Annotated in this window: 13 protein-coding genes; 7 read left to right on the forward strand and 6 right to left on the reverse strand. The window is 64.2% G+C overall.

Annotation, left to right across the window (positions count from 1 at the left end; all coding sequences use genetic code 11):
- Nucleotides 1–4 precede the first annotated feature (4 nt).
- Both NKJ11_RS10935 and NKJ11_RS10940 read left to right on the forward strand, forming a co-directional pair.
- The gene (locus NKJ11_RS10935; protein WP_352722079.1) at nt 5–1039 is read left to right on the forward strand and encodes a glycosyltransferase family 2 protein; all 1035 of its coding nucleotides are present in this window, start codon (nt 5–7) and stop codon (nt 1037–1039) included.
- A 9-nt stretch (nt 1040–1048) separates the two neighbouring features.
- Nucleotides 1049–2833, forward strand: coding sequence for an ABC transporter ATP-binding protein (locus NKJ11_RS10940; protein WP_352793278.1), 1785 nt, complete (start codon nt 1049–1051; stop codon nt 2831–2833).
- A gap of 281 nt (nt 2834–3114) precedes the next feature.
- Here the strand turns inward: NKJ11_RS10940 and NKJ11_RS10945 are convergent, their stop codons facing one another.
- The 6 genes from NKJ11_RS10945 to NKJ11_RS10970 form a co-directional block, all read right to left on the reverse strand.
- Nucleotides 3115–4581, reverse strand: coding sequence for a coiled-coil domain-containing protein (locus tag NKJ11_RS10945; protein WP_352611131.1), 1467 nt, complete (start codon nt 4579–4581; stop codon nt 3115–3117).
- Nucleotides 4582–4907: 326 nt separating this feature from the next.
- Nucleotides 4908–7112 (reverse strand): sensor domain-containing diguanylate cyclase, encoded by a 2205-nt coding sequence (locus NKJ11_RS10950; protein ID WP_023813380.1) that lies wholly within the window; start codon nt 7110–7112, stop codon nt 4908–4910.
- 295 nt (nt 7113–7407) lie between these two features.
- Nucleotides 7408–7680 carry a cell division topological specificity factor MinE gene (gene minE, locus NKJ11_RS10955; protein ID WP_023813379.1) on the reverse strand — a complete coding sequence of 91 codons (273 nt, stop codon included), beginning with the start codon at nt 7678–7680 and terminating at the stop codon, nt 7408–7410.
- Nucleotides 7677–8492 (reverse strand): septum site-determining protein MinD, encoded by an 816-nt coding sequence (gene minD, locus NKJ11_RS10960; RefSeq protein WP_013530671.1) that lies wholly within the window; start codon nt 8490–8492, stop codon nt 7677–7679. Before minD ends, minE begins: the two co-directional genes overlap by 4 nt.
- A 66-nt stretch (nt 8493–8558) precedes the next feature.
- Nucleotides 8559–9368: a septum site-determining protein MinC gene (minC, locus tag NKJ11_RS10965; protein ID WP_352554579.1), complete on the reverse strand. Its 810-nt coding sequence runs from the start codon at nt 9366–9368 to the stop codon at nt 8559–8561.
- A gap of 229 nt (nt 9369–9597) precedes the next feature.
- Nucleotides 9598–10491 (reverse strand): LysR family transcriptional regulator, encoded by an 894-nt coding sequence (locus tag NKJ11_RS10970; protein ID WP_352554580.1) that lies wholly within the window; start codon nt 10489–10491, stop codon nt 9598–9600.
- Between the two features lie 142 nt (nt 10492–10633).
- Here NKJ11_RS10970 and NKJ11_RS10975 point away from each other — a divergent pair, with 142 nt between their 5' ends.
- From NKJ11_RS10975 to NKJ11_RS10995, 5 genes are read left to right on the forward strand one after another with little or no spacing between them, the layout of a single operon-like run.
- Entirely contained in the window at nt 10634–11833 is a 1200-nt protein-coding gene (locus tag NKJ11_RS10975; protein ID WP_502905791.1) for an MFS transporter, read from the forward strand.
- Nucleotides 11830–12300, forward strand: coding sequence for a cyclophilin-like fold protein (locus NKJ11_RS10980; protein WP_352774029.1), 471 nt, complete (start codon nt 11830–11832; stop codon nt 12298–12300). Before NKJ11_RS10975 ends, NKJ11_RS10980 begins: the two co-directional genes overlap by 4 nt.
- A 19-nt stretch (nt 12301–12319) precedes the next feature.
- On the forward strand, nt 12320–12715 hold the full coding sequence (locus NKJ11_RS10985) for a (R)-mandelonitrile lyase (protein ID WP_352793280.1): 396 nt from the start codon (nt 12320–12322) through the stop codon (nt 12713–12715).
- 25 nt (nt 12716–12740) lie between these two features.
- Nucleotides 12741–13757 carry a zinc-dependent alcohol dehydrogenase family protein gene (locus NKJ11_RS10990; RefSeq protein ID WP_127296952.1) on the forward strand — a complete coding sequence of 339 codons (1017 nt, stop codon included), beginning with the start codon at nt 12741–12743 and terminating at the stop codon, nt 13755–13757.
- 57 nt (nt 13758–13814) lie between these two features.
- Nucleotides 13815–14243, forward strand: a complete 429-nt coding sequence (locus NKJ11_RS10995; RefSeq protein ID WP_352793282.1) for a lipocalin-like domain-containing protein — start codon at nt 13815–13817, stop codon at nt 14241–14243.
- The last annotated feature ends 8 nt before the right edge of the window (nt 14244–14251 follow it).

Here is a 14251-nt window from a genome sequence, read left to right on the forward strand (position 1 = left end):
AGGCATGATCGTCAAAGCCAACCAACCTCTGCAGCGCGATCGTTCGACGGCGCTTGGCCCTGCCCCGGCCGGTCCCCGCCCGGAACGATCGGCGCCGGAAGTCAGCTTCATCATCTGCACGCGCAACCGCGTCGCCGTGCTCGATGCCTGTATCAAGTCGGTGCAAGCCGCGTGCCGCGCACATGCCGGCTTCGCCGCCGAACTCGTGGTCGTCGACAACGGTTCGAGCGACCGCACGGCCGAACGCCTGGCCAGCATCGCCGCTGCGTCGGACATTCCGTTCACGCCGGTCTGCGAGCCGCGCCCCGGGCTGGCGGCCGCGCGCAACGCCGGGCTGAGGCGCGCGCGCGGCCGTGTGCTGGTCTTCGTCGACGATGACTGCGCGGTCCATCGCGATTACCTGCGCGATCTGGAGCGACACTATGCGTCCGGGGAACAATGGCTCATCCGGGGCGGACGTGTCGAGCTTGGCGATGCCAGGGATTTGCCGTTCACCATCAAGCGGTCGTGGGCGCGCGAGCGGCTGACGCCAGATGTTCATCCCGGCGGCTTCGTGCTGGGCTGCAACATGACGATGCACCGCGATGTCGCGGCCCGCATCGGCTATTTCGACGAACGCTTCGGCGCCGGCGGACCATTGCGGTCGGCCGAGGATACCGATTATCTCGTGCGCGCGATGCTGCTCGGCATCGCAGTCGAGTATGTGCCTGATATGACGATATTCCATCATCATGGCCGGCGGGATCGCAAAGCCATCGAGAAGCTGCACCGCGACTACAGCCTGGGCAATGGCGGGCTCTGCCTGAAGCATGTTCGCCACGCGCCCTGGCTGCTTCGCCATTTCTACTGGGCCGCAAGAGGGGCTATCAGGGAATTGGCGGGAGGACCCGCCTTCGATCGTGAACTCAACCTGCCGCACTGGCCGATCGTCGCCATGAATTTGCTCGGCGCGGCCAGGTTCGCGGTTCTCCTGCTGGCCAGACGGCCGCGGGCCGAGCCAGTGCGGCAAGATCAGCAAGCCAATGCCCAGGCGAGGTGAAACGCAATAATGCTGATGCTGCCGCCAAACCTGCCGATGCTGTTCCCGGCGTTCGGAAAGCGGCAACTGCGCCTGCTTCCGGCGGTGGTGGTACTCGGCCTGCTCAGCGCCGTCCTCGAAGGGTTCGGCATCGGCCTGATCATCCCGTTGCTGGGCATCATCATGGGACACGGGGATGCGGCCGGAATGGGCGGCTTCTCCGCTGTCCTCCAGCATGTCGGATCGGGCTTGAGCGAGCGCGACCGGCTGATCGTCATTTCGGTCGCCATCCTCGGCTCGATCATCCTGAAGAACGTCTTCGCCTTCGCCAACACGCTGCTGACGACCTTCATCTCCGGCAAGGCAAGCCATTCCATCCGTGGCGCCCTGTCGGAGCAGCTGTTGCGGGTCGGCTACCCATTCTTCCTGCGGCAAAGCCCCGGACGCCTGCTCAACATCATCTCCAACGAATCCTGGCGGGCCTCCGATGCGATCCAGATCATGCTGTCGGCCATCGTCAGCGCATCGGCCGCCATCATCCTGTTGGCTTTCCTGTTGCTGCTTTCGTGGCGCATGACGCTTCTGGTCACGCTCGGACTGGCGCTCGTCCAGATCGCGCACGCCATCCTCTCTGCCAATCTGAAGGAGCCCAGCCGCAGCGTCGCTTCGCGCAACGGCCACCTCGCCTCGCAGATGCTTCACCTTGTGCATGCCGGACGGCTGATCCGCATCTTCGGACAGGAGAACCGGGAAAAGGCGATATTCGACACGGCGTCGGATGCGGTTCGCCGCGCCTCCTTCGCGCTGCTCGTGCGCCAGGGAGCGCTGCCGCCGCTGACGGAGGTTCTCCACGCCATGCTGTTCCTGGCGGTGGTGATCGGCGCCTGGCTGGCGCAGGTGAGTTTCCCGCTGATCATCGCCTTCGTCATCCTGCTCTACAGGCTGCAGCCGCATATGCGGGCCCTGCAGGGGTCGTGGAGCCAGCTGCAGGGCCTGAGCGGATCGCTCGAAGAGGTGACATGGCTGCTGGATCCCGCCGGCAAGCCGCAACCGCCGCAAGGCGACGAGCCGTTCCACGGCCTGCGCCAGGGCATCAAGTTCGACGATGTGACATTCACCTATTCCGGTACGGACCGGCGCGAGGTCGTGCTGCATGCGGCGACATTCGAAATCCGCGGCGGCCGCTCGACGGCGCTGATCGGCCGCTCGGGCGCCGGCAAAACGACGATCGTCAATCTCCTGTGCCGCTTCGTCGAACCGGACACTGGCAGCATCCTCGTCGATGGATCGCCGCTCGACGGGATCGACGCCAGCCAGTGGCGACGGCACATCGCCCTGGCCAGTCAGGAACTGGAATTGGTCGATGGCAGCATTTTTGAAAACATAACCTACGGGCAGGATACGGCGACAGCCGGCGACGCCGAGGCCGCCGCAAGACTGGCCGAAGCGCACGAGTTCATCGAAAGGCTGCCTCAGGGCTACGAGACGCTGGTCGGCTACAGGGGCGTCAATCTGTCGGCGGGACAGAGGCAGCGGATCGCCTTGGCGAGAGCCCTGGTCCGCGATCCCGATCTCCTCATCCTGGACGAAGCCACCAATGCGGTGGACGGGCTGTCGGAAGCGGCCATCGTCGAGACCCTGAAGTCGAGAGCCGGCCGCCGCACGACTATCGTCATCAGCCACCACCACAGCACAATCTCGTTCTGCGACGACGTGGTCATCCTGAGCGGCGGCCGCGTGAAAAAGCAGGCCCCTTTCGGCGCCCTGGCCTCGCTCAGCATGGACGAGCTTTATCAGCACGAGCCGCTCGACTGAGGAGGCACCGGGCCGGCCGCGATCGTTTCCCGGGCGTGTTTGCAGCCTCCGGCCGGCGGGCCGTCGCAAAGGTTCGAATCAGAAGCTTGGGGAAGTGCCGCTGGCACCTTCCGTGATCGCACCAATGCCGTGCGGGACCGAGGCGCGCTACCTTGCCTGTGCGGCGGACCTGTCGATCCGCCTGGCCGGTGCCCCATTGGGCTTACTCTCCGGGTGAGGTGCCGGCCTCCCATGCACAAAAGACCTGAAGCGGGTCACCTGAAGCCCTTCAGCGCCACACTTCAGCTAGCGGCGCCGACATTCCTGCGCATGCGCCGCCTGCCCGTCGTCCGTGCTTTCTTCGCCATCGCCCCGGCTATCTCGACCACGCCGTCCTCGCGCGGCCTGCCATTGGTGGCCTTGTGGAGCCGCTCGTAGGGCAGCAGTTCCTTGATGCGGGCATTGAGCGATGCGATTTCAGCTTTGAGGTCCTCGCATTCCTGCCTCTGCACGTCGAACTGTATCTGTTCGGACGCCTGTTGCAGCGTCAGCTGAGAAAGGTTGGCGTTCACCTTGGAAAGACTCATCTTGTCGCTTTCGCTCTCCTGGGTCAGCGCGGACAATCTTTCATCGGCGATCTTCTTTTCGGCCAAGGCATCGTTCAGTTCGCTCTTGAGCCTGGCGATCTCGCCTGCGGCTTCGCTGTTTTCGGTCGAGGTTTGCTCCAGCCGCGATTGCAGGTTCTGGATCTCCGAGCTCAACCCGCGCATTTCCGCCTGGCTGCGAGCCAGCTCGGCTTCCTTGTCGCCTTCCATCATGCGTGCTGCTTCGTTCGTTTCCGACAGCTTCGCCTGTGCGGCCTCGAGCGACTTCTGGAGCCGCATCTCCTCTTTGTCGCTCTTGCCGAGCGCGGCCAGCAGCTCCGCCAGCCGCGCTGCTTCGCTGGCATGGATCGTCGAGAGCTCGTCGAGCCTGTGGCGCGCCTGCGATTCCCGCTTCAGCGCCTTGTCGAGTTCGATCGAGAGGTTGACGTGCTTTTCGCGCAGCATCTTGCTTTCGCGCAAGCGCCTGTTGGCCTCGACCGTCCTGGCGGTCAGCCGCTTGGCGATGTCGCCGAACTCCGCTTCACGTTTGGCGCTCGCATTGGCTGTCTCCACCAGTTCCAGCCTTACCGCGGCAAGTGCCGCACGAAGCGTCTCCCGGTCCTGAACCAGGCTTGTCTCGCGCTGCTGCAGCGCTTCGAAAGCGCCGTCACGCTCGCGCAATTTTCTCGTCGCATCGTGCAGCTTCTCCGACAGCGCCCTCTGTTCGGCGGCCAGAGCGGCATTGGCAACCTCCAGCTCGTTGGCGCGCAGGATGTCGCTGTGCAGGATGTTGAGGAATTCACGCGTCAGATGGTGTGAGGTGCCGATCTCCGACAGCTTGTCGTTGATCTCCTCCAGATAGTCCCTGGCGTCATGGAAGAGACCTTCGAAGGCGCTCAATGCAGCCAGCCGGGTCTGTGTATGGGCCGTCAGTCGTGGCGCGGTTTCGGAACTGTCCGCATCGCCCGCAGCGTCGGCCTTCCTGGCGTTGTCGTCATTTGCCGCGTCGGCCTGGGGTGGCCCGTCATCGGCTGCCGCCTGGGCATCCGGCACATCGTCGCTCTCCGACGGCACCAAATCGTTGGCGTCGAGACTTGCATCCAGCGCGTCCGCCAAATCGATCTGCAGGTCCTGGATCGCTTTATCCACGTCTTCAGCACGCTTGATCAGGCCTCTGAAGTTCATCACCAAACTCCCCTTACGCATACCTCGCTTCGAACTTAACAAATTGCTAATATATCCTTACATCCGCTGCTTGCGCAGGGGAAGCCCCGTCGGCACAAAGGTAAATTTGAGACATTTGGGGGTTGAAATAGCCCGAACAACCAATGCCGCAGCCGAAAAGAGCCGGATCCTCTGACAGTGTGGAGGTCTGAAGGACGGCAAGACCGCGGCCGCTCAGGAAGAGCCCGCGCGCGAGACCTCGAGGGCAGAGAGAACTTGCCTGATCCCTCTTGGCAGGCGCAGGATGACTATCGCGGGCCGGGCCGAGTGCTCTACCCCAAACGGTCTCAGCTGCTTTTCGGGGCTGGTACCAACTGGATCGGAGGTCGCTCGCCGGACGCGTTGCCCAGCGCGATGGCGACGCGGTCGCGCCCACTACCCTTGGCCTCGTAGAGCGCGTGATCCGCGGCGTTGGTCAATTCGGCCCAGCCCACGCCATGCTCGGGGTAGGCGGCGACACCGAACGAGGCTGTGACGGTGCCCAGCGTTCGGCCGCGATGCGTCAAATGAAGCTTCCTGATTGCCTGGCGCAGCGCTTCCGCCCGCTCGGCACCTTCCTGGACCGAGCTTCCCGGCATGACCAGGGCAAACTCCTCGCCGCCGTAGCGCGACACGACATCGCTATCCCTGGCGTGCTCGATCAAGGTGGCGGCGACCTGCTTCAGGACGAGATCGCCGGCTTCGTGGCCGAACGTATCGTTGAACTGCTTGAAATGGTCGACATCGAGCATGATGATCACCAGCGGCTGGCCCGAGCGCTCCATCCGGCGCAGTTCGCGGCTGCTCGTCTCCTCGAGATATCGCCGGTTGAACAGACTGGTGTTCGGATCGCGGATCGACTGCTGCCGCAGCGTCTCGCGCAGGCGCAGATTGGCCAGGGCGAGCGCCAGCGTGTCGACGACACCGCGCAGGATCTGCTGTCTTTCAGTCAGCCATTGTGGCTTCTCGGCCGCATTCGGCTCGCACAGATGAAGGATGCCCAGCGTCTCGCCTTGGGCCGCCAGAGGCATGCAGACATAGCCCTTCTTGCCGTTCTCGGTGATATGCGCGCAGCGCGGCGTGAGCATGCCGGGGCCAGCGACATGTTCCTGGCCGCGCCTGAGCGCCCAGCAGTCTTCCGGCGCGAATTGCGTGGCGCTCGAGCGGACGTCGCCCCAATGCGCCATCTCTTCCACCAGGTTGCGCGACGCGCTGGTCAAGTGGACGGTTCCGCTCAAGCCACCGAGGAACTCGGCCATGGCCGTGCCGACCACCGAGAACGCTTCCGGGAAGGTGACGCAGGCCTGCAGCAGTTCGCCAAGCTTCACCAGACGGGTCGTGGTCTCGGACTTGTCGTGCAGCTCGCGGTTGAGGAGCGCCAGCTGATCGGCACGCTCGTTGACCACTCCTTCCGCGCGGCGCAGCTCGCTGATGTCGTTGAGCGTGAGGACCAGGCCGCCTTCGGACCTGCTGAGCGGACTGCAACTGGCGATGACCGGCAGATGCGAGCCGTCGGATCTGGTCAGGCGCACTTCGCCCTGGTGTTGCCGGCCCGTGGCTAACGCCATTTCGATGGGAGAAGCGCCAGCGGCGAACGCACCGCCTCTGGGGTCGCGAACCGTCAGCACCGAATCCCATTGCTGCCCGACGATCTTGTCGGCGCGCCGCCCGATCATCGTTGCCGCCGCTGGATTGGCGCTGGCGACGCGGCCGTCGCCGTTCAGAACCGCGATGCCTTCGGCAGCCGTTTCGACGATGTCCTCGACATGCGCACGCGCCGATGCAAGCTGGTCCGCCATCGTGTTGAAGCCATGGGCCAGCTGCCCGAATTCATCGTTGCGGGCGTGGCTGATGCGCGTCATGGCGTTGCCTTTCGCCAGCGCTTCCATGCCGCGCATCATGTCCCCGAGGCCAGAGCTGAAACGACGGAGCAGCAGCCATGCGAAGCCGACCGCGACCAGCACGGCGGCCGTCGCGCTGAGGCCAACCAGCCAGAGCAGGCTGTTGGTGCTTTGTTCGGCGGCCTGCAGAACGGGGTCATATTCCAGCAGCACGGCGCCGATGATCGTATCCTCGGGATTTTCGATCGGAACGGCCAGTATGGCGTTCACTTCCTCCGGGTCGACAAATCTGCGCGGAATGCCGTCCGCCAAGGTCTGGCCTATTTCGTTGCCGGGGTCGTGACCGAATTTGTCGCCGACCTGGTGCTCTTCGTCGGCGGCATGGGCAAGGATGGTCTTGTTGTTGTCGAGGACCAGGAAATCCCGGTGCAGGCGGCGGTGCTGGTGCTCCATGAATTGCTTGAGCGCCTCGGGCCGCTCGAGCAGCGAAGGCGTCCCATCGGATGATTTGAAAACGATGGTGTCGGCCAATTCCCGCGCGACGTTGGTCGCTTCGGTCAACCCCAACGATTTGGTCGCCGCGATCTGCGTAAAGATCGCAACGCCGCCGACCAGCCCGATCAGGGCCGCGGCGGCCACCATGGAGAGAATGATCTGGCTCTTGATACGCATGTCATGGCTCCGCCGAGAACGACAGCATTGCGCATGTCAAATCGAGCCAGCATCTCATTTCCGGCTTTTTATTACCAAATGCTTATCAACGTCCTAACGATGGCAGGCGATGCCGCTCCACACGCGGAGGGAGCGGACTGGGCTCCCCACCTCCCCCTTGTGGGGAGGTCGGACCGCAGGTCCGGGTGGGGGTGCTGGCGCCAACCCCCACCCCGATCCGCTTTGCGGATCGACTTGCCGGGGCGAGCCACCGGTCTCGCCCGTCCTTCGGCCCCCCACAAGGGGGAAGGTAAAGTCACCCCGCCATGGCCATCGGCACGGCGCTTTTGTTGGGGATCTGGATGTCGATTTCCAGCGTCGACATGGTCTCGCCGCGGTCCATCGAGACCTGCAGATAGTCCTGGTCGATCTGCACATGCTTGGCGATGACGGCCATGATCTCCTCGCGCAGGATGGAGACGAGATCGGGCTGGCTGCGGTTGCGGCGCTCATAGGCGAGCAGCACTTGCAGCCGCTCGCGCGCCACCGGGGCGCTGGAGCGCCGCTTGAAGATGTCGAGCAGGTTCATGCCGCCCTCCTTCCCAAAAGACGATCGAGGAAGCCCTTGCGCTCGAAGGGCACGATGACGGGCAATTCCTCGCCCTCCAGCCGCCTGGCAGCGTCGATATAAGCCTTGGCGGCAGAATTGAGCGGCTCCGACAGCGTCACCGGCGAACCGAGGTTGGAGGCGCGCAGCACGTCCTGGCTTTCCGGAATGATGCCGAGCAGCGGCACGGACAGGATTTCCAGCACGTCATCGATGGACAGCATTTCGCCACGCGAGGCGCGCGCTGCATCGTAGCGGGTGACCAGCACATGCTTGGCGATCTGCTCGCCCTGCTCGGCCCGCAAGGTGCGGGCGTCGAGCAGGCCGATGATGCGATCGGAATCGCGCACCGACGACACTTCCGGATTGGTGACGATGACCGCCTCGTCGGCAAAGCGCATGGCGAGCTGCGCGCCGCGCTCGATGCCGGCCGGGCTGTCGCAGAACACGTAGTCGAACACCGAGCGCAGCTTGTCGATGACTTCGCCGACGCCCTCCTCGGTCAGCGCATCCTTGTCGCGCGTCTGCGAGGCAGGCAGCAGGAACAGCGTCTCGACCCGCTTGTCGCGAATCAGCGCCTGCGAGAGTTTCGCCTGGCCCTGGATGACGTTGACGAGGTCGAACACCACCCGCCGCTCGGCGCCCATGATCAGGTCGAGGTTGCGCAGGCCGACGTCAAAGTCGACCAAGGCCACCTTCTTGCCGGTCTTGGCCACGGCCGCCCCGAGGGCCGCCGTCGAGGTCGTCTTGCCGACGCCCCCCTTGCCCGAGGTGACCACCACTACCTTGCCCATTGAAAAGCCTCCGTTGTTGTTTTCTTGGTCGGGCGACCATCGGCCGCCCCAATATCGAAACGAATGTCAGCTCAGCGTCGAAACCCGCAAGGCGTCGCCGTCGAGAAACGCCTGCACCGGCTTGCCGCGCGAAACGCCTTCCATCTCCTCGGCGGTGACGTACCAGCCGTCGACCGCCAGCAGCTCGGCCTCGTTCTTGCGGCAGAAGATGCGCGCGCCCCTGTTGCCCAGCGCACCCGCCGAAGCGCGCCCGCGCAGCGTGCCGTAGACATGGATCGAGCCCGCCGCGATGATCTCCGACCCGGAAGCGACCGAACCCAGCACGATGACATCGCCATGCGGGTGCACGATCGCCTGGCCGGAGCGGATCGGCGCCTTGATCATCAGCGTACCCGAAGCTTCAACCTGCGGCTCGCTATCGCCGGCCTTGCTTGCGCCAGCCTTTCCGTCGCCGACCTTGGCCGCGCTGCCCGCATCGGCGTGCTGGTCAGGCGCCTTGCCCTCGGCCTTGTCGAAACCCTCCGCCCGCGCCTGGCGGGGCAGCAACCCATCCGTGGTCGCTTCCTTGGCGCCGACCAGCACCGGCGGCAGGTTGGGCTCGAGTGCGGTGTGGCCGTCGAGCTCGATGGCGTAGATGCGGATGCCGCGATGGCCCAGCACGCCGACCAGCGATTCGATCGCGGCGACATCGGGCTTCAAGGTGTTGAGATCAAGCACCACCGGGCGGCCGGCAAAATAGCCGGGCGAGTTGCCGATCCAGTGATCCAGCCCCTCGAGCCACACGTCCAAAGGCGCTTCCGGAGTCAACGTGAAAGCGACGAAAGAGCGGGCACGAAAACGAATGGATTTGGCCTCGAGGGGGGCGGCAAAGGTCACGGCTGGCGAATCCTTACTGAGAGGTAAACGCTAGCGGGAGGATGGTTAATGAAAGGTTAATGGGAGGGGGATGAGGGCCAATTTGCGAGAAGTTGGAAGGTCAGCCAACGCCAAGGCAGTGACAGTCGATCCGTTTCCTTCACTCAATGCGCTGCGGGTTTTTGAGGCAGCAGCGCGCCACGAAAGCTTTGCGCGCGGGACACCATTTGCCAATGCGCAATCTTGGGGGTCAGATGCGATGACGAAGCGCCTCGACGATCATCGCCATCGCAGGCGAGAGCTGTCGCCTGCTCGGGTAGTAGAGGTGATAGCCCGCAAATGGCGGACTCCAATCGTCAAGCACGAGCCTAAGGCATCCCGTGGCGATATGGTGGTTGACGAGGTTTTCCGGGACGTAGGCGATCCCGAAACCGCTTATCGCAGCCTCGATCATGGGTATGGACGAATTGAAGGTGAGCTGGCCTTGCACCCGCACACGCAGGTCGCGGCCTTGCTTGGCGAATTCCCAGGCATATAATCCGCCGAACGTCGCCTGCCGCATATTGATGCAGTCATGATCGACCAGGTCCTGGGGCGCGGTCGGAACCGGATGGCGGGAAAAGTACTCCGGCGAAGCCACGGCCACGAGCCTCCAATCCGGCCCGATCCTAACCGCGATCATATCCCTGTCGATGCTCTCACCTAGCCGCACGCCCGCGTCGAAGCGCTCCTCCACAATGTTCTTCATGCCGTTGTCGCTGTAGAGTTCGACGCACACGTCAGGATAGTCGCTGAGCAAAGGCTGCAGCTTCGGCCAGACGGTCGTCTGGAGCGCATGGTCGGACAGCGTGATACGGACCGTTCCGGAGGGCTTGTCGCGAAAGGCCACCAGGCTTGCAAGGTCGGCTTCGATTTCCTCGAAGCGGGGAACAAGAGACTGGAAAAGTCGCTCGCCGGCCTCGGTCGGTGCGACGCTCCGCGTCGTACGTGTCAGCAGACGGACGCCAAGACGAGCTTCAAGCTCCTTGATTGTCGAACTCAGGGTCGACTGCGAGGTTCCGAGCTTGGCCGCCGCCTTGGTGAAGCTGCGCTCCCGCGCGACCGCCACGAACCATAGCAGATCCTTCATACCATCGCGCTGCATAGGGCACCTCCCGTCGGGCATTTATATCACGAGCAGATAAGTCCATGCGGATTACTTAGCCTAATAAAATGGGTTCCTCTGCAATATCTTCTTGGCATCGCGACAGGGATTGGCGGCTGATCCGCCCGGTCGCCTTGCAAGGATGCCAATTGTGGAAACGACGTACGACACAAGGCTTGTCGAAGACCGCGCCGCATGGGCCGCGGTGTTGTCGATGGCGCTGTGTGTTTTCGTGCTCATCGCGTCTGAATTCATGCCGGTCAGCCTGCTGTCGCCGCTAGCGTCCGATCTCGGCATCACCGAGGGCCACGCGGGACAGGCGATCTCGATTTCGGGCGTTTTCGCTGTCGTGACCAGCCTGCTGGTCGTCGGTCTCACGCACCGCATCGACCGCCGACTGGTCGTGACTGGCTTCACCCTCCTCCTCATCGTGTCCGGTTTGGCTGTGACCTTCGCGCCGAACTACGCGTTCCTCATGGTCGGCCGGGCACTGCTCGGCATCGCGATCGGCGGGTTCTGGTCGATGTCGACCGCGATCGTCATGCGCCTCGTGCCGCAAGACATGGTTCCGAAGGGTCTCGCCATGCTAAACGCGGGCAATGCCATTGCGGCCACCATCGCGGCGCCGCTGGGCAGCTTTCTTGGCGCCTATGTCGGCTGGCGCGGCGCTTTCTTCCTCGTCGTGCCGTTTGGGCTCCTGGCGCTGGCCTGGCAGTGGACCAGCCTGCCGGCGCTGCCCCCGCGTCGGAGGAAGCGTCCTGGCAATCCGCTGGCGCTGCTCGGTCGTCTTTCAGTCGCCATCGGCATGGCGTCGATCATGATGCTGTTCATGGGCCAGTTCGCGCTCTTCACCTATCTTCGGCCCTTCCTCGAGAGCGTCACCCGGCTCGACATCGCTGCCCTCTCGGCGGTCCTGCTGGCGATGGGGCTGGCGGGGGTGCTCGGCACATGGTGCGTCGGCCGGCTTTTGCGCACGCGCCTGTTCAGCATCCTCATCGTTATCCCGCTGGTCATGGCTGCGCTGGCTGCTGCGCTCATCGCCCTTGGTGCCCTCCCGGTTCCCACAGCATTGCTGCTCATTGCCTGGGGCTTCTTCGGCACGGCCGCGCCCGTTGGCTGGGGCACGTGGCTCAGCCGAACGCTGCCGGACGACGCAGAGGCCGGCGGCGGGTTGCAGGTAGCCGTCATTCAGCTCGCCATCACCGGCGGCGCCGCAATCGGCGGCACGCTCTTCGATACGGTCGGCTGGTGGGGAGCGTTCACTCTAGGCGCGGTGCTGCTCTGCGGATCGGCGCTCGCCGCCCTCGCCGCGTCCCATATGGCCCGGAGGTCCCTGCCATGACCATCGAGCGTGCGCCGCTTAGCCGCCGGACATTGCTCGGCGCCGCGCTCGCGGTGGCGGCCCTGCATCGCGCAGCCGCCAGCCAGGAAGGCCAATCTCCCGTCAGCCAGGAGCCCACCGACATGAAGATCAGGATGGCCTTCAACGGCCGTATCATGACCGCCACGCTCTACGACAATCCCTCAGCGCGCGACTTCTTCTCCATGCTGCCGCTCGACCTCAAGATCGAGGACTACGCGCATAACGAGAAGATCGCCTATCTGCCGCGCAAGCTGACTGAGGAGGGAAGTGGCCCGTTCGCCAACGAGCAGCCCTACGACCTGTGCTATTTCATGCCCTGGGGCAATCTGGCCATGTTCCACGCCGACTATAGCCATCCCGGGCTGATCAGGCTCGGCCGCTTCGATGAGGGCGAGCAGGCCCTGCACATTCGCGGCGAGTTCCCGCTTCGCATCGAACGCATTTGAGGACGCAAAGGAGATCACCATGGACATTCTTCGCGCTGGCACGAGGCCTTCCGGCAAGGGACCACCTGACTGGTTCACCGGAACGGTGCGGATCGATCCACTCTTCAATCCCTTCGATGCCGGGCGAGTCCAAGGCGCACAGGTGACCTTCGAGCCCGGCGCCCGCACCGCCTGGCACACGCATCCGCTCGGCCAGACGCTGATCGTCGTCTCCGGCCTTGGCCGCGTGCAGCGCGAGGGCGGTCCGGTCGAGGAAATCCGTGCCGGCGACGTCGTCTGGTTCGCGCCCGGCGAGAAGCACTGGCACGGCGCGTCGCCTCTGACCGCCATGACCCACATTGCCCTCCAGGAGGTCAAGGACGGCAAGGTCGTGGACTGGCTGGGACATGTCAGCGACGCCGACTACGGCGCCTGATCTTCTCCACTCGAAAGGAACCAGAATGATCGCAACCATTCTTCACAAACCGGGCGACATCCGCTGCGAGGAAATCGCCGATCCGAAAATCATGCGGCCGACGGACGCAATCATCAAGCTCTCGGCAAGCTGCATCTGCGGCTCGGACCTGTGGCCCTATCGCGGGCTGCAGCCGGTCGACGGCCCGATGCACATGGGCCACGAATATTGTGGTATCGTCGTCGAGGTCGGCGCAGAGGTGCGCACGGTCCGTCCCGGCCAGTTCGTCGTCGGGTCGTTCTGCCTTTCCGACAATACCTGCCCGCATTGCCGCTTCGGCTTCCAGTCGTCTTGTGTGCAGCGCGAATTCATGTCGGGCGCGCAGGCGCCTTACGCTCGCGTGCCGTTGGCCGATGGCACACTGGTCGCCACCGCGGAGGTGCCGCCGGCCGAACTCATCCCTGACCTGCTGGCTGTGTCCGATGTGCTCGGCACCGGCTGGTACGCGGCCGACGCGGCCGAGGTCCGAGAAGGATCGACGGTGGTGGTGGTCGGCGACGGTGCGGTCGGCCTGATGGGCGTGCTTGCGGCCAAGGAGATGGGCGCCGAGCGCATCATCGCCATGAGCCGGCACGCCAGCCGCCAAAAGCTCGCCCGCGAGTTTGGCGCCACCGACATTGTGGCCGAGCGTGGCGAGGAAGGCGTCACGCGCATCAAGGAACTCACCAAGGGCGTCGGCGCGGACTCCGTGCTGGAATGCGTCGGTACGGGAGAATCCTTCGACCAGGCGCTGGCCTGCTCTCGCCCCGGCGGCACCATCGGCTATGTCGGCGTGCCGCATGGCGTGAGCTTCGACGGCCAAAAACTATTCTTCGGCCAAAAGCGCATGATGGGCGGCCCGGCGCCAGTGCGCCGTTTCTTGCCCGACCTGATGGACCGTGTACTGCGAGGCAGGATCAAGCCCGGCAAGGTCTTCGACCTCAAGCTGCCGTTGGCAGAGGTCGCTGAAGGCTATCGCGCCATGGACGAGCGGCGTGCCATCAAGGTCATGCTTTCCGTGTGAGCGAAGATTAGGCGGACGGCCTGTCCGCACCCGCAATCAGAAAAGGAACAACGACATATGACTATGAGATTGAAGATCGCCGCCCTTGCGCTTGCGGTCGCCACACCGGCGTTCTCGCAAGAGTCCTCGATCATTGGCGCATGGCGCATGAGGTCGCTCGAAGCCGGTGCTGAGGGAAACCTCAAGCCTGTGCCATATTCCGGCCAGGTCATCTTCACCGAGGCCGGCACCCTCTCGGTGCAGGCCCAGAACCCCGACGCCAAGGCGCCGGACACGCCTTACACAGCGAATGGCTACGAAGCCTATTATGGGCCGGTCGCCATCAACGACCAGGACAAGACCTTCGTCATCACGATCGAGTCCTCCCTAGTCCGCAACCTTGTCGGGAAGAGCATGAAACGCAAATTCGAAGTCTCGGACAACAAACTGGTCCTCACGCCGGACAATCCGGCCGAAGGCTGGCGTGTGACCTACGAACGCTACTGATCTGAACT

It is taken from the genome of Mesorhizobium sp. M0243, from assembly GCF_040321775.1.
Taxonomy (GTDB): domain Bacteria; phylum Pseudomonadota; class Alphaproteobacteria; order Rhizobiales; family Rhizobiaceae; genus Mesorhizobium.